Raw genomic sequence first — 16,628 nt, 5'->3', positions numbered from 1 at the left:
AATGTATGTAAAAACTGTCATATAAATTAAGCACTACTTATCCAGAACAGATACTATATCACGAAGCAATTTTTCTCTTGAGTATTTTGTCAGATCAATATTTTCTATTTTTGGTGGTGGATTACAAAGCAACTTAGCAAGCTGATCATAGTCTCCCATAGGATACAGAGCTCCATTGGAGCCCCTCTCTAATATCTCACTTGGTCCAACAGGACAATCGGTTGAGATAACGCTGCCAGTTAAAAATAAAGCCTCCACAAGAACAAGGCCAAATCCCTCTCCTTTAGAGCTAAGTACAAATGAACTAGCATGCCTCATCCACACATAAGGGTTGGATTGTTGCCCAAGAAAGACTATCTCATTTGTCAAACCAAATTCTCTAGCTAATTCTTCCAACAGGTACCTATCTTCGCCATCGCCAACAATGAATAACTTTTTGTTCAATCCATTATCTCTCGCGATAGAGAAAGCATTTATAAGACCAGAGATATCTTTCGTCTTTTCATCCAACCTGGATACGCTTAATATATAATCACACGATAGAAGCTCTTTCTCTTTTGAAGTTAGAGCGGAGTAATTGAGTGACTCACTTTCTATCTTGACAAAGTCGAACGGGTTATAAATAACCGATGTTCTATTCCACCATGAAACATTCAGAGGCACTACTTCATCACGCATATCGTGACAAATAAAAATTATATTATCATAACTATCACATCGCTCTCTAATACCACGCTTTCTCTTCTCAAGATTAATAAAGCTAGAATGTAGCAAAGTTATTTTTTTATTTTTAAATTTTTTAATGTATTTATGGAAGTCAGCATCAATAAAATCCACTATTACATCATAGCCAGCCAGAAGGGATTTTAGCTTTGCCTTTCTATTCAATGAGCGCTTGATCCTGTTAATAAAGCTAGCTTTATTTACAACCTCATCTTCAAGGAGGTATGCATACTGTGCATACCTCATAATTTCCTGACACAGGAACTCCTCCTGATTATTCTTGCTTGTTATTACCAGCAATGAATACTTTCCTGAAGATGACAGTAACTTAATATATTCTAGAAGAACCTTTTCGGCCCCCCCCATGTGTAATCTCTCGATCAAAAATGCTACTTTTTTCATTTTTCAGAAATCCCCTCCTCACTATTTACACCCTCTAAAAGATGAGCGTTTTCATAGTAAAACCAGCCGAGCACAAGACTCAATGTATAGATATACAATGTATTTTGATGCTCTAGAGGGACATCTGACAAACTGCAGATTAGTATACCGATAGGAACTAATGTCGAGGCAGAAAAAATACCAAAAGGTCTTCTGGCTATTACAATAGGATAAATTAAAACAAGAATAGCCGCGGCCCCACCGAACATCCCTCTAATAAGAATATTTTGCATGAATTGGTTGTGCGCATGATACATTCCATAATTTATATAGAACTGATCAACAATACCTGATTTCAGTTGTTCAAGCCTCAGATCATCTAAACCATCATAGCCAATACCAAAAATAGGATGTTCTAAAAATCCAAACCAGGCACTCTTCCATGCCATTAGCCTCAATCCCCACGATGTGTCATAGGAATTACCTTGCATCTTATCCAGGTCACTCGTAGCATCCAAGATTCGCTGCTGCACTACAGGGCTGTACTGGTACAGCAGTATCATTGATATGATAAAGGCAAGAATTAAAAGAGACAGTTTTATAGGCTTATGTTTTAGTTTTACAAATGATACGATCATTATGATGAAAACAGCTGCAATCCATACCCCTCTGCTCTGTGACTGATATAGCGCATAGAGTGAGCCAAGCACGGCAACACTAGCGAGAAAAGACACATAAATCCGCTGGCAGGAAAACACAACCATCAGGTTTAGGATAAACATGACTAAAGCTGCCTGGGAGAATAAGATGGCATTTGTATACCCCTCAACTCTATCCAAGCCATGATAGTATTGCCACACACTAAGCCCGCCAATAGATATGCCTCCCATAATCACACTCAGCACACCTATATTAATTATTATTCTCTCTCTTGGCAGGAGAAATGAAAAAACTATAACATAAAGTATATTTCTCATAATCCAAGACGCATCGCCATGAATTTGTCTATTAACGAGAATGACCAGTGCATATGCTAGAAAAGCAAACAGCAGCCTTTTGTCTCGCAAACCAACACTTGTCTTATCACCAGTAAAAAAATTAGCAACACCAAAAAAACATGATAATACAATAAGAGTTGACATATATGATGTTCCAGATGGAACGATAAACAGACCACAAAACAAAAATATAATTGATAAGGAAAATAAACCTATTGTCATTCGATCAAGTAGAATTTTGCTGTTAATAGGCATTAACTAATTCTTCCTAAATACATAATTGCCAAAAATTTTTCGCCACAGGCCGAACACGTCGGTACGGGGGAAGATGGCGATCCGGCGGATCTGAAGCGGGTCCTGATGCATGGCTCTGGGACCGCTGTTGGTGGCCACAGCATAGCGATAACCGGCGGCGCTGGCCTGGGCTTTTGCGCTGTCGTTCAGATCCCCGTAAGGGTAGGCAAAGGAGAGTAGCGGATGGCCCAGCAACTGCTCCAGCCACGCCTTGTTTACCCGGATCTCGTGAGCCTGTTGCTCAGGTGTCAGCTGGCTCAGACGGGGGTGGGTCAGGGTATGCCCCCCTATTTCCACGTGCTCGGAGGCCACGATCGCCTTGATCTCCTCCGGTTTCATCAGGGTCACCGGTGTGTCAGGGTGGGTCGGATGTTCCACGTCCCAACGGTTGTGATCCTCGCCGGTCACCACGTAGACCACCGCCTTGTAGCCATATTTTTCCAGCAGCGGCAACATACGGGTCAGGTTGTCCCGATAGCCGTCGTCCACGGTGATCATCAGGTACTTCTTGCCGTATTGCAGCCGATGGATAAACCCCTTGTCCGCTATATCTGCGAATGTCAGCGTCTCATAGCCGAGCCACTTCATTAAGCGCAGGTGCTTCTCGAACATGGTGATGGGTAACCAGGTGCCATGCACCCCCTTCTCGCTCTCATGTTCGATAAAGCGGTGGTACATGATGACCGGCATCTCCCGGCGCAGAGTCTCGACCACGGCATCCTGATAGATGGACTCCAGCCCGGTGACCACACCTTGCAGGTCATACTCCTGCAAAACACGCTGGCGCACAGGGTCTGGCACCACCTTGCTGGCCAGTGCCGAAGGAATCTGCACCTTCAGCTCGGCAAAATCGATGGCCAGATCCCTGGGGCCGATGTCACCGAAGTTGCTGGCGAGCGCCTCATCCAGATTCGATTCGTCCACCAGCCCGATCGCCTTGGCCTCACCGATGGCAAACGCCGGACGACCACACAGCAGAGCCTCCATCGCCACCCGACCGGCGCCCACAACCAGATCGCAACCTGCCAGCAGGGCGGGCACATCGTCCACATAGCCCACAAAGTCGACCTTGTCCTGGAACCGGGCGAACCGCTCCGGCACCCGGGTACCGCTGACGACCCGCACCCGGCAGGCATCCAGATCCAGCACCTCATCCAGCAACCGGTAGCAGAGCTCCCCCTTGGGGCCGCTCAGCCGACCGATGATGGCAATCACCGGCTTGTCGTTGTCCGGGGCCGGCACGGGCTGGAACTTGTCGGTCTCGATGCCGTTGCGCAGTACCTGGACGATGGCGGGATCCACCCCCAGGTTGTCGATGATCTGGCTGGCGATATCCTCGCACACTGCCACCGCCCGGTAGCCCAACGCATGAAATGCCTTGCGGGAGGCATGCACCGGCTGACGGCCGTGCACCGTGGTGATCATGGGGGTCCCGGTCAGCTTGCAGGCCACATAGCTGCTCCAGCCGGAGGCACGCGAGTGGGCATGCACCAACTGGATATGATGCTTCTTGATCAGGTAGACGAGGTAAAACACGTGCCAGAAACGGCGCAGGATGCTGCGCTTGTTGAAACGCAGCTTGAACACAGGCCCTTGGGTGGGCTTGGTCAGGGTATCCGAGACATAGAAGACGTTGTGACCACGTCGGGTCAGCTCGTTGCCAACCGTGGTGGCATAGACCTCAGCTCCCGTCACTTCGAGCTGGGAGAGAGCCATCATTATGTTCATGCAAGCGCATCCGATCGACGGGTGGCCAGGGCCACCCGTCAGAGGGGGATCAAGCCCGGTTCAGCCAGGCCATGTAATCGGCCACGCCTTCGGCCACTGTCTTGAACTCGCCGTCATAACCGACGCCGCGCAACTTGGTGAGGTCAGCCTGGGTGAAGCTCTGGTAGCGGCCCTTGAGGTGATCCGGGAAGGGGATGTATTCGATAGCGCCTTTCTGATGATGCTTGATCACCGCCTCGGCCACGTTCTGGAACGGCTCGGCACGGCCGGTACCGCAGTTGAAGATGCCGGAGTGCTGCGGGTTCTGCCAGAACCAGAGGTTCACCCTGCAGACGTCGTCCACATAGATGAAGTCGCGCATCTGGCCGCCGTCCGGGAAGCCGTCACAGCCCTCGAACAGCTTGGGGTTGTCACCCTGCTTCACCTGGGTGTTGAGGTGGAAAGCCACGGACGCCATGGAGCCCTTGTGCTGCTCGCGCGGACCGTAGACGTTGAAATACTTCAGGCCCACGACCTGGGAGTTGATCTCCGGCATCCAGCGGCGCACGTACTGATCGAACAGCTGCTTGGAATAGCCATAAACGTTCAGGGGCTGCTCGAACTTGGGATCTTCGATGAAGTTGTCGTTGCGACCGCCATAGGTAGCGGCGGAGGAGGCGTAGATGAACGGGATCTCCCGCTCGATGCAGTAGTGGAACAGATCCTTGGAGTACTCGTAGTTGACCTCCATGATGAACTTGCCGTTCCACTCCGTGGTCGCGGAGCAGGCACCCTCGTGGAAGATAACCTCGATACCGCCATCCCACTCCTCGAATTCGTCACCGGAGACGATGCGCGCCTGGAACTCATCCTTGTCCATGTAATCGGCGATGGTGAGATCGACCAGGTTGACGAACTTGGTGCCGTCGGTCAGGTCATCGATGACCACGATATCGGTCCGTCCTTGAGCGTTCAGCTGCTTGACCAGATTGCTGCCGATAAAGCCAGCACCGCCAGTTACTACGATCATGGAGTTTGCCTCGCGTACGTTGTGGCCCCGTGTGACTGCCTGTTAAAGCTGTGTATAGTGGGCCAATTTGAAATTGCCGAAAAGTTTATCACGGGCCGCAGGGGGATTCGACCTCGATGACTTTCCCCCCGGGGCCCGGCAGAGGGATCAGCGATGAAGACCAGAGACAGGATCATCCACAGCGCCATCGAGCTGTTCAACGACCAGGGTGAACGCAACATCACCACCAACCACATTGCCGCGCACCTCGGCATCAGCCCGGGCAACCTCTACTACCACTTTCGCAACAAAGAAGACATCATCCACTCCATCTTCGATCAATATGCCCGCCACCTGAGCGAGAGCTTTGCCCCCGCGCGCAGACAGGAGATCAATCTGGAAGACCTGATGGGTTATCTGGATGCCATCTTCTACCTGATGTGGCAATTCCGCTTCTTTTACGCGAATCTGCCGGACATTTTGAGTCGCGACGAACCGTTGCAACAGAAATACCTCAAGGCCCAGGAGCAGCTGCGTGCCACCGTGGAGGCGCTGCTCAGGAGCCTGCGCGAGGGGGGCATACTCGCTGTCAGCGACGAAGACCTGCCGGATCTGGGCCAGACCATCAAGATGGTCGTCACCTGCTGGATCCCCTTCCAGATCGCCCAGGCTCCCCACACCCGCATCACCAAGCCATTGCTCTATCAGGGAGTCTTGCGGGTGCTGTTCCTGCTGCGTCCCTATGTGCAGCCTCAGGTGGCCACGCAGATCCACCAGCTGGAGCAGCATTACCACCAACTGGCCCAACCAGCTGGGTGAGATCTGTTTCACAATTGTTTAATACCAGCATAAAAATTTGAATTTATGCGCAGGGATTACAGTAAAATGTTGCCCATTCTAGGGTCTGTCGGCGTTTCGTCGCGACCGTGACGACGCCGCACCGTACGGGTTGCACGGCCCGAGATCCTGATTACCCAGTCGATACAGCAATGAGGACCGAGGATGTCTAACGGATTCTATCGTCACCTGACCGAGCAGCTCGAACAGGTCAAGGCGGAAGGGCTATACAAGCAGGAACGCATCATCACCTCGGCCCAGCAGGCCCAGATTGCGGTGGGCGGCGAGCAGGTACTGAACTTCTGTGCCAACAACTATCTGGGGCTGGCCAACCACCCCGATCTCATTGCCGCCGCCCATCAGGGCCTCGACAGCCACGGCTTCGGCATGGCCTCGGTGCGTTTCATCTGCGGCACCCAGGATCAGCACAAGGCGCTGGAGCAGAAGCTGTCTGCCTTCCTCGGCACCGAGGACAGCATCCTCTACTCTTCCTGCTTCGATGCCAACGGCGGTCTGTTCGAGACCCTGTTCGGTGCGGAAGACGCCATCATCTCCGACGCGCTCAACCACGCCTCCATCATCGATGGCGTGCGCCTGTGCAAAGCCAAACGCTACCGCTACGCCAACAACGACATGGCCGAGCTGGAAGCCCAGCTCAAGCAGGCCGATGCCGATGGCGCCCGCTTCAAGCTGATCGCCACCGACGGCGTCTTCTCCATGGACGGCGTCATCGCCGACCTCAAATCCATCTGCGATCTGGCGGACAAGTATGATGCCCTGGTCATGGTGGATGACTCCCACGCCGTCGGCTTCATCGGCGAGAACGGCCGCGGCACCCACGAATACTGTGGCGTCATGGATCGGGTCGACATCATCACCGGCACCCTGGGCAAGGCCCTGGGCGGCGCCTCTGGCGGCTATACCTCCGGCAAGAAAGAGGTGATCGACTGGCTGCGTCAGCGCTCCCGTCCCTACCTCTTCTCCAACTCCCTGGCCCCCTCCATCGTCTCGGCCACCATCAAGGTGATCGACATGCTGGCCGACGGCCACGACCTGCGCGCCCGCCTGAAAGAGAACAGCGCCTATTTCCGCGGGCGGATGAGCGCCGCGGGCTTCACCCTGGCCGGGGCCGATCACGCCATCATCCCGGTCATGCTGGGGGATGCCAAGCTGGCCGCCGAGATGGCGAGCCGCATGCTGGACGCCGGCATCTACGTGGTGGGCTTCTCCTTCCCCGTGGTGCCCAAGGGCCAGGCACGCATCCGCACCCAGATGTCCGCCGCCCACACCCGGGAGCAGCTGGACAAGGCGATCGATGCCTTCATCCGCATCGGCCGCGAACTGGGCGTGATCTGAACCCGGATGATTGATTGAAACAGGGGCCAAGGTTGGGCCCCTTTTATTACCCTCTGTACCCGGCACAGCGCCGTGAGGACTCTGTCATGAAAGCACTCTCCAAACTCAAATCCGAAGTCGGCATCTGGATGACAGACGTGCCGGCTCCCGAGCTCGGCCACAACGATCTGCTGATCAAGATCCGCAAGACCGCCATCTGCGGCACCGACATCCACATCTACAACTGGGACGAATGGTCCCAGAAGACCATCCCGGTACCCATGGTCGTCGGCCACGAATATGTGGGGGAAGTGGTGGCCGTCGGTCAGGAAGTGCGCGGCTTCGCCGTGGGGGATCGCGTGTCGGGTGAAGGCCATATCACCTGCGGCCACTGCCGCAACTGCCGCGCCGGTCGCACCCACCTGTGCCGCAACACCATTGGCGTGGGCGTCAACCGCCCGGGGTCGTTTGCCGAGTACCTGGTGATCCCGGCCTTCAACGCTTTCAAGCTGCCGGACAATATCCCCGACGAGCTGGCCGCCATCTTCGATCCGTTCGGCAACGCCGTGCACACCGCCCTCTCCTTCGATCTGGTGGGTGAGGACGTGCTCATCACTGGCGCCGGCCCCATCGGCATCATGGCCGCCGCGGTCTGCCGTCATGTGGGCGCCCGCCACGTGGTGATCACCGACGTTAACGAGTACCGCCTCGAGCTGGCCCGCAAGATGGGCGCCACCCGCGCCGTCAACGTGAGCAAGGAGAAGCTCTCCGACGTCATGGCCGAGCTCGGCATGACCGAGGGCTTCGACGTGGGGCTGGAGATGTCCGGCGTACCCAGCGCCTTCCAGGACATGATCGACAAGATGAACCACGGCGGCAAGATCGCCATGCTCGGCATTCCCCCCTCCACCATGGCCATCGACTGGGGCAAGGTGATCTTCAAGGGACTGTTCATCAAGGGGATTTACGGCCGCGAGATGTTCGAGACCTGGTACAAGATGGCAAGCCTCATCCAGTCCGGGCTGGATCTCTCCCCCATCATCACCCACCGCTTCAAGGTCGACGACTTCCAGCAGGGGTTCGATGCCATGCGCTCCGGCCAGTCCGGCAAGGTGATCCTGAGCTGGGACTGACGAGCTCCGGGCACATAGGCCCCTGCCTTGACTGACTCATGAAACCCGGTGCATACCGGGTTTCTTTTTGGGGCCACCAGATCTTCCTCTCTCCCGTCGCCGAAACTTTGTTCGCAGATTGCTTAACACTTCACACACAAGCGTTTAAATGCCTGTAACTATTCGGTTATAATCCCGTCGTTTTCTAGGGATAATAAGAGCCTGCTGGGAGTACATGAGCGTGTTGAAAAAACTGAGCTATTTGCTGGCTGCCGGGATGGCGGCCGCCACCCTGTCCGGCACCGTGTTTGCCGCCGATGAGATGTCACCGGAAGCCATCGCCGAGCGCATCGCCCCGGTCGGTCAGGTCTATACCGCCAAGGATCTGGAGGGGATCGCGACGGCCGCCGCGGCCCCTGCCGCCGCATCGTCCGGTCCACGGGATGGCGAGACCGTGTTCAAGGCAGCCTGTTTTGCCTGCCACGACACCGGTGCCGCCGGCGCCCCGAAACGGGGAGACAAGGCGGCCTGGGAACCGCGCATCGCCCAGGGCTTCGATACCTTGCGCAAGCATGCCATCGAAGGCTTCACCGGCAAGGCCGGCATGATGCCACCACGGGGCACTTGCGCCGCCTGTAGCGACGAAGAGATCGAGAACGCCATTCACTACATGATCGACAAGCTCTAAGTATCTGAAAGGGCTCCCATTGCAGCCCTTTCAATCCAAGCACTTCCGACTACGCTTGAAGGTAAGTTGATTCGGGAGCATTGCATGTCAGTCCAGTCCACCACACCGCCAGACTCCTCCTCTTTGCTGGCGGTCATCTCATCCATCATGGATTTTCCCGCTCCCGGCATCGCCGCCCCCCAAGATTACGCAAGACTCGTTGCACAGCTGGACAGACTCTGCCCCTTGCAGCACTTTGCCATGCTGGGGCTGGTCAACGGTGGCCTGCGCTGGTTGCACGAACATCAGCTGCCCGAGACTTTCAAGCAGCAGCTGGGACGGGAAGAACCCCGCCTCACCGAACAGCTCACCCGGCTCGATGAGCACCAGGGCTGGTGCGTGCAGATCGTGGAGCACCTCGAGGTACAGTGGCTGCTGGCCCGCACGACCCCGGAGCAGACACCCACCCTGCGGCTGCTGCTGGAGTGCCTGGCCAAGCGCCTGCACGAGACCCAGGCCGGCGCTCAGCTGGCTGGGCAGGCCTCCCCCCTCATGCAGCGGGATCCCCACTGGCAGGAGAAAATAGAGAAGATCGGCCGTATCATGCGGCTCGCTCACAACCTGCCGCAGCATGCCCTGTTTGCCCAGCTGGAGGCAGTGCTGCGCCAGATGCTGGCCGTCAGCGACATGTTGCTGATCCGGCTGGAGAACCAGCGCCTGGATCGGCTCTACCCGACACACCTCTCGTACGATGACGACCTCCTCCAGGCCCTCTGTCACAGCACCAACAACATCGAACGCCACGATGCCGGGCTCTACTGGTACAGCCTGCCCCTGCGCCAGCAACAACAGTATTTTGCCCACCTCATCATCAACACGGCCCAACCTTTGGCAGCCGATGACAGGCTGTTTCTCGACTTCCTGCGCCATCAGCTGACCCTGCTGCTGGAGCTGAAAAGAGTCAGGCAACAACTGGATGCTCTCAACTCGGAGGAGTCCATCAACCAGCGGCTACAGCAGCTTCGCCAAACCAATCTCAGGCTGCAGAAACGACTCAAGCACTACCAGGAGCTGGAGCGGCGGCTCCAGTTCAACGCCCTGCACGACCCCCTGACCCAGCTGCCAAACCGGGCCCTGCTGATGAATCACCTGCACCATGCCATGACACGCTATCGCCGTTACCAGAGCGCCGGTTTCACCCTGATCTTCGCCGATGTGGATCACTTCAAGCAGGTCAATGATGCGCTGGGACACAGTACAGGGGATCAGCTGCTGCAGGAGCTGGGCAACCGCCTGCAGAGCTGCATCAGGCAAAATGACATGGTGGCACGACTCGGGGGGGACGAATTTGTCATCTATCTCGACAACAGCCAGCGGGAAGCGGACATCAGCCCTGTGCTCAACCGTATCCTTGCCCGCATTGCCCACCCGTTCCGGCTGCAGGGCAATGAGCTGACCATTACCCTCAGCCTGGGGGTGGCCAGTGTGTCGGAGCAGACCGCCGACATCAGCGAACTGCTGCACCAGGCCGATCTCGCCATGTATCAGGCCAAACGCAACGGCCGCAGCCGCATCGTCATGTATTCCGAGGCCTGCACCGAGCATGCCGGCTCACCGGAGGAGCGGCTGTTCAGGGCTTTGCGAGAAGGCAGGGTCGTCCCCTACTTCCAGCCGGTGATCCGGCTGTGCGACAGCCGTCTGGTCGGCCTGGAGGTGATGGCGCGCTGGATCACCGAGGAAGGGGAACTCAAGGATGCCTTCGACTTCATTCCCCTGGCCGAGCAGTGCGGCCTCATCCAGGATCTGGATCGCCAGATCCTGAGGCGCACCTGCCAGCAGCTGAAGCTCTGGTTACCGGTTTCGGGGAACAGTCGCTTCAAGATAGCCCTCAATCTCTCCGGCAAGCATCTGGCCAGCCGCGATCAGATCATGCGGCTGGTCGGCATCATGGAGGAGGAGGGAGTCATTCCAGGTTATTTCATCTTCGAGTTCAACGAGCGCGAGATCTCCAGGCAGAGTGCCGACTCGCTCACCGCGCTGCATGAGCTCAGGGCCAAGGGGATCCAGATCAGCCTGGATGACTTCGGCACCGGCTTCTCCTCCCTCAACGCCCTGTTCCACTTCCCGGTGGACTACATCAAGGTGGATGACAGCTTCACCCACCGCATGATGAACTCCCCCAGGGATCTCGCGCTGATCCGCGCCATGCGCGACATCTGTCAGGATCTCGATTTCACTCTGGTGGTCGAGGGCATCGAAAACCAGCAGCAGCTGATGAAGCTGATCGAACTCGGCTGTGCTCTCGGGCAGGGGCGCCACATCTCTCCCCCGCTGCCGGGAGCCGACATCCTGCCCCTGCTGAGTCAGACGGGTCGGGAAATGATACCTTCCGACATCAATCCTTCTTGAACATGGCGCGCAGGTTGGCCACCGCCATCTGCCCCTTCTGCTGGCGCTCCTCGGCGCTCACCTGCTTCTGGTTTTCCCACTCCAGGTCATCCTGGGGCAACTCCAGCAGGAAGCGACTCGGCTCCGGCCGCACCGACTCGCCATACTGGCGCCGCTCCTTGCAGAGGGTGAAGGTCAGCTCGGTCTGGGCCCGGGTGATCCCCACGTAGGCGAGGCGACGCTCCTCCTCCACGTTGTCCTCGTCGATGCTGGTCTGGTGGGGCAGCAATCCCTCCTCCATGCCCACCATGTAGACATAGGGAAACTCCAGACCCTTGGAGGCGTGCAAAGTCATCAGCTGCACCTGATCCGCCTCGTCCTCCCCCTCGTTGCGTTCCATCATGTCCCGCAGGGTGAGGCGTGTGACCACCTGGGCGAGCGTCATCGACTCCTCGAGTTCATCTCCCTCCAGCATCTCGCTGATCCAGCGATAGAGAGTGGAAACGTTCTGCATCCGCATCTCCGCCGCCTTGGGGCTGGGAGACGTCTCGTAGAGCCACTCCTCGTAGTGGATCTCCTTGATCATGTCCCGCACCGCTTCCACCGGGTTGCCGCGCAGGGCCTGATCACCGAGCCGTACCAGCCAGTTGGTGAAAGCCTGCAGGGCGGTGAGGCCTCGACCGGAGAGGTGCTGCTCCAGCCCCAGCTCGAAGCTGGCGGCAAACAGGCTCTTGCCGCGCTGATTGGCGTATTGGCCCAGTTTCTCCAGGGTGGTGGGGCCTATCTCCCGACGCGGCAGGTTGACCACCCGCAGGAAGGCGGTGTCCTCGTCCGGATTCACCAGCAACTTGAGGTAGGCCATGATGTCCTTGATCTCGGTGCGGGAGAAGAAGGAGGTGCCCCCCGAGATGCGGTAAGGAATGCGGTTGGTCATCAGCGCCTTCTCGAAGATGCGCGACTGATGGTTGCCCCGGTAGAGGATGGCGTAATCCTTGAAGCGGGTGCGGTTCATGAACTTGTGACCCATCAGCTCGGCGGCGATGCGTTCCGCCTCGTGCTCCTCATTCTTGGCGAACAGCACCTTGAGCTTCACCCCCTCGTCCAGCTCGGAGAAGAGCGCCTTGTCGTAGACGTGGGGGTTGTTGGCGATCAGGATGTTGGCGCACTTGAGGATGCGCCGCTTGGAGCGGTAGTTCTGCTCCAGCTTGATGAGCCGAAGATTGGGAAAATCTTCGTTCAGCAGCACCAGGTTCTGCGGCTTGGCCCCGCGCCAGGAGTAGATGGACTGGTCGTCATCCCCCACCACGGTGAAGCGGGCCCGCTCGCCGACGATCTGCTTCACCAGCTCGTACTGGCTGGTGTTGGTGTCCTGGTATTCGTCGACCAGCAGGTAGCGGATCTTGTTCTGCCAGCGCTCGCGTACCTCCTGATTGCTCTTGAGCAGCAGGGTCGGCATCACGATGAGATCGTCGAAATCCAGCGCGTTGTAGGCCACCATCTGGCGGTGATAGCGCTCGTAGAGCTGGGCCATCAGCACCTCTTCCGGCCCTCGGGCGATGCGCATGGCGCGGGCAGGCAGGATGAGGTCGTTCTTCCAGTTGGAGATCTGGCTGATGAGGGCCGAGAGCTTGTCCTTGTCGTTATCGAGCTCGGTTTCCGTCAATTCTTTGAGCAGCGCCAGCTGATCGGTATCGTCGAACAGGGAGAAGTTGGCCTTGAGGTTCAGGCTCTTGTGCTCGCGACGAATGATCTCGAGCCCCAAGGTATGGAAGGTGGAGACCATCAACCCCCGCGCCTCCTTGCGACCCAGGGTCTGGCCGACCCGCTCCTTCATCTCCCGCGCCGCCTTGTTGGTAAAGGTGACCGCCGCTATGTTGCGCGCGTTGTAGCCGCACTGCTGCACCAGGTAGGCAATCTTGTTGGTGATGACGCGGGTCTTGCCCGATCCGGCACCCGCCAGCACCAGGCAAGGGCCGGAAACATACTTGACCGCTTCGTTCTGATTGGGGTTGAGCTTCATGGGCCGGATCTCTTGGCTTATGATGAGGGGCGGCATTGTAGCAGAGATCCCGCGGGCAGCCGAAACCGGACACGGGAGCCCGTCACTTCGTCTTGTGTTTGCCCGCCATTTTCCGGATCATGACCGACTTTTCCAGATGAGATGAGGGGAGCATGAATCAGCAACAGCACGCCCTGCTGCGCGGCCAGTTTCCGGCCTTGGCACAGGAGGTCAACGGCCACCCTCTGATCTATCTGGACAACGCCGCCACCACCCAGAAACCGCAGGCGGTGCTGGATGCGATCAATCACTACTATCGAGCCGATAACGCCAACGTGCACCGTGCCGCCCACGCACTGAGCGGCCGGGCCACCCGGGCCTTCGAAGATGCCCGCGAGACGGTCGCCCGCTTTATCAATGCCCCTCTCAACCACGAAGTGATCTGGACCCGTGGCACCACGGAGGCGATCAACCTGGTGGCCCAGAGCTGGGGGATGAGCGAGCTCAAGGCGGGGGACGAGATCCTGCTCAGCACCCTGGAGCACCACGCCAATATCGTCCCCTGGCAACTGGTCGCCCAGCGCACCGGAGCCGTCATCCGAGTCATCCCCCTCGATGAGCGGGGCGATCTCGACATGGCCGTTTATCTGACCATGCTGGGGCCACGTACCCGACTGGTGAGCGTTGCCCATGTCTCCAATGCCCTCGGCACCGTCAACCCTGTCGGGCAGATAGTGGCGGCGGCCAAGGCGGTCGGTGCCCTGACCCTGATCGACGGCGCCCAGGCTGTGGCCCACCTCGAGGTTAATGTGCAAGCCATCGGCTGCGACTTCTACGCTTTCTCCGGCCACAAGCTCTACGGCCCGACCGGTATCGGCGTGCTGTGGGGCCGCACCGCACTGCTGGAGCGGATGCCCCCCTGGCAGGCCGGCGGCGAGATGATCGACAGGGTCAGCTTCGACGGCACCACCTTCAATGCCCTGCCCTTCAAGTTCGAGGCGGGGACCCCCCATATCGCCGGCGCCATCGGCCTGGCTGCCGCCATCGATTTTGTGATGGAACAAGACCGGGGGGGATTGACCCGCCACGAAGAGGCGCTGACCGACTACCTGGTCGCCGGCCTGCGGCAGGTGCCGGGGCTGCGTCTGGTCGGTGAGCCAGGCCAGCGCGCCGGTGCAGTCTCCTTCCTGTTGGAGGAGATCCACCCCCAGGATGCGGCCACCCTGCTCGATATGCAGGGGATTGCCCTGCGAGTAGGCCACCACTGCGCCATGCCGTTGATGGAGAGCCTTGGCATTGGCGGCACAATGCGAGCCTCACTCGCCTGTTACAACAACCGTGACGATGTGGACGCCCTGCTGGCCGCCCTGCACAAACTCAGTGACTTCTTCTAAGGCAGACAACCCGATGAACAGCCTCGCAACCTATACCCGGATCGGCCTTGATCCCGATGCAGATAGCATCCGCCGACAGTTTGCTGCGGCGAACGGCTGGGAAAACCAGTACCGGCTCATCATCCAGCTCGGCAAGCTGTTGCCCGCGCTACCCAGCGAATGGCAGCAGGAGGAATTCCGCCTCAAGGGATGTGAAAGCCAGGCCTGGCTAAAGGGAGAGCAAAGCGAGGATGGCTGCTGGCACTTTGCCTGTGATTCAGATGCCCGCATCGTGCGTGGCCTCATCGTCATCGTGCTGGCAGCGCTCAATCATCAGACTGCCGATGCTATCCAGGCTTTTGATATGGATACCTATTTCAGCGAGCTCGGGCTCGAGAAACACCTGAGCCCGTCGCGGGGCAACGGGCTCAGGGCAATCGTGTTGGCAATCCGGGCGCTGACGGTCTAACCCGCCAGGTTCAATGGTCGATTAGGCTTCGCCAATCGACCCAACTTCTTCAATTCCCGGCCTCTTTCTCGGCACGAGCCCCGCGCTCGGCAATCTTCTTCAACACCCGGGACGCAGCCACCAGACCGAAGGTCGCCGTCACCGGGGTGACGGCACCGAAGCCGGAGGCACAATCCATCTTCATGTTGCCATCGCTGGTCGCCTTGGCCTGACAGGTGCCGCCATTCCCGTCCGGGTAGCTCAGCTGCTCGGTTGAGAAGACACACTCCACCCCGAACTTGCGCGCCGGATTCTTGCTGAAATTATGCAGCCGACGCAGGTCGGAGCGCACCTTGGCAGCCAGCGGATCTTGGATAGTCTTGGCCAGGTCGGCCACGGTGATCTGGGTCGGGTCCATCTGCCCGCCGGCACCGCCAGCCACGATCACCGGGATCTTGTTGCGCTTGCAGAAGGCAATCAGCGCCACCTTGGCCTTGACCGAGTCAATGGCATCCACCACATAGTCAAACTCCCGCTTGATATGCTCGGCCAAGTTGTCGGCAGTGACGAAGTCATCTACCTCTATCACCTCGCAATCAGGGTTGATGGCGCGAATGCGCTCGGCCATCACCTCCGTCTTGAGGCGACCGACCGTGCCTTGCATGGCGTGGATCTGGCGGTTGGTGTTGGTGATGCAGATGTCATCCATGTCGATCAGGGTGATCTGGTTGATGCCGGCACGGGCCAACGCCTCTGCCGCCCAGGAGCCGACGCCGCCGATCCCGACCACGCAGACTTTCGCTTGGCTGAAGGAGCGCAGCGCACTCTGACCATAAAGACGGGCAATGCCCCCGAATCGCTGTAGATATTCTGCTTTCATACCACCACCTTGCTTGAGGGCGGCCATTATAGCGACAACCATGGGCGGCGGCGAATTTCAGATAAACATGAAACGGGATGGAACGGCGACATCGGACTAACTGAGATGAGATAGAGAGATCGTAGAGACGAAAAAAAGCCCAGTCTGTCGACGGGCTTCTTGTTAGTGGCGGAGCGGGCGGGGAGACTGACAGCGTCCGGCTCAAGCACAAGAGACAACAGACCGGGACCGAGTTGCCAGTGCCAAGTCGCAGCACCGTCGGTTGTTTCTTGTTTCCTTATCCCGTTTGCAAAAGCCAGAAAGCAAAAAGGCCTTCCCGTCAGGGAAGGCCTTTCAATTTAGTGGCGGAGCGGACGGGACTCGAACCCGCGACCCCCGGCGTGACAGGCCGGTATTCTAACCGACTGAACTACCGCTCCGCATTCGGTTAGCTTTCGCTAAATCTTTTGCTGCTTCTTTATGAGGTGTCATCCTCGC

The 16,628-nt window shown here is 57.6% G+C and carries 12 protein-coding genes, 1 tRNA gene and 1 pseudogene; 7 read left to right on the top strand and 7 right to left on the bottom strand.

Annotated features, from left to right (window positions below; genetic code table 11):
- Positions 1-33: 33 nt before the first annotated feature.
- The 4 genes from J9885_RS13965 to rfaD are packed head-to-tail and all read right to left on the bottom strand — an operon-like array spanning position 34 to position 5,133.
- Complete coding sequence (locus tag J9885_RS13965) at positions 34-1,125, bottom strand: glycosyltransferase (protein ID WP_210549825.1); 1,092 nt, start codon at positions 1,123-1,125, stop codon at positions 34-36.
- Positions 1,122-2,357: an O-antigen ligase family protein gene (locus J9885_RS13960; protein ID WP_210549824.1), complete on the bottom strand. Its 1,236-nt coding sequence runs from the start codon at positions 2,355-2,357 to the stop codon at positions 1,122-1,124. The genes J9885_RS13965 and J9885_RS13960 overlap by 4 nt, the downstream gene beginning before the upstream one ends.
- Positions 2,358-2,360: 3 nt before the next feature.
- Positions 2,361-4,124 (bottom strand): polysaccharide deacetylase family protein, encoded by a 1,764-nt coding sequence (locus J9885_RS13955; protein WP_210549823.1) that lies wholly within the window; start codon positions 4,122-4,124, stop codon positions 2,361-2,363.
- Positions 4,125-4,173: 49 nt separating this feature from the next.
- Positions 4,174-5,133, bottom strand: a complete 960-nt coding sequence (gene rfaD / locus J9885_RS13950) for an ADP-glyceromanno-heptose 6-epimerase (protein ID WP_210549822.1) — start codon at positions 5,131-5,133, stop codon at positions 4,174-4,176.
- 153 nt (positions 5,134-5,286) lie between these two features.
- Between rfaD and J9885_RS13945 the strand changes: the two genes are divergently transcribed.
- The 5 genes from J9885_RS13945 to J9885_RS13925 all read left to right on the top strand — a co-directional run bounded on the left by J9885_RS13945 (position 5,287) and on the right by J9885_RS13925 (position 11,472).
- On the top strand, positions 5,287-5,931 hold the full coding sequence (locus J9885_RS13945; RefSeq protein ID WP_210549821.1) for a TetR/AcrR family transcriptional regulator: 645 nt from the start codon (positions 5,287-5,289) through the stop codon (positions 5,929-5,931).
- 183 nt (positions 5,932-6,114) lie between these two features.
- Positions 6,115-7,305 (top strand): glycine C-acetyltransferase, encoded by a 1,191-nt coding sequence (locus J9885_RS13940; protein WP_210549820.1) that lies wholly within the window; start codon positions 6,115-6,117, stop codon positions 7,303-7,305.
- Positions 7,306-7,391: 86 nt separating this feature from the next.
- On the top strand, positions 7,392-8,417 hold the full coding sequence (tdh, locus tag J9885_RS13935; RefSeq protein WP_043763620.1) for an L-threonine 3-dehydrogenase: 1,026 nt from the start codon (positions 7,392-7,394) through the stop codon (positions 8,415-8,417).
- 214 nt (positions 8,418-8,631) lie between these two features.
- Positions 8,632-9,084, top strand: a complete 453-nt coding sequence (locus J9885_RS13930; RefSeq protein ID WP_043763622.1) for a c-type cytochrome — start codon at positions 8,632-8,634, stop codon at positions 9,082-9,084.
- Between the two features lie 84 nt (positions 9,085-9,168).
- Positions 9,169-11,472 (top strand): bifunctional diguanylate cyclase/phosphodiesterase, encoded by a 2,304-nt coding sequence (locus J9885_RS13925; protein ID WP_210549819.1) that lies wholly within the window; start codon positions 9,169-9,171, stop codon positions 11,470-11,472.
- Here the strand turns inward: J9885_RS13925 and rep are convergent.
- Positions 11,459-13,471 (bottom strand): DNA helicase Rep, encoded by a 2,013-nt coding sequence (rep, locus tag J9885_RS13920; protein WP_210549818.1) that lies wholly within the window; start codon positions 13,469-13,471, stop codon positions 11,459-11,461. The genes J9885_RS13925 and rep overlap by 14 nt on opposite strands.
- 152 nt (positions 13,472-13,623) lie before the next feature.
- Between rep and J9885_RS13915 the strand changes: the two genes are divergently transcribed.
- Positions 13,624-14,844, top strand: coding sequence for a SufS family cysteine desulfurase (locus tag J9885_RS13915; protein WP_210549817.1), 1,221 nt, complete (start codon positions 13,624-13,626; stop codon positions 14,842-14,844).
- Between the two features lie 13 nt (positions 14,845-14,857).
- The gene (locus tag J9885_RS13910) at positions 14,858-15,292 is read left to right on the top strand and encodes a SufE family protein (RefSeq protein WP_210549816.1); all 435 of its coding nucleotides are present in this window, start codon (positions 14,858-14,860) and stop codon (positions 15,290-15,292) included.
- A gap of 21 nt (positions 15,293-15,313) precedes the next feature.
- On the opposite strand, the pseudogene tcdA reads toward J9885_RS13910, so the two are convergent.
- Both tcdA and J9885_RS13900 read right to left on the bottom strand, forming a co-directional pair.
- Positions 15,314-16,151, bottom strand: a pseudogene (tcdA, locus tag J9885_RS13905) (tRNA cyclic N6-threonylcarbamoyladenosine(37) synthase TcdA).
- 342 nt (positions 16,152-16,493) lie between these two features.
- Positions 16,494-16,570, bottom strand: a tRNA-Asp gene (locus J9885_RS13900).
- Between the last annotated feature and the right edge of the window lie 58 nt (positions 16,571-16,628).

It is taken from the genome of Aeromonas sp. SrichE-2G, assembly GCF_017939565.1.
Lineage (GTDB): Bacteria > Pseudomonadota > Gammaproteobacteria > Enterobacterales > Aeromonadaceae > Aeromonas > Aeromonas taiwanensis.
This window is presented reverse-complemented; position numbering and strand designations above follow the sequence as displayed.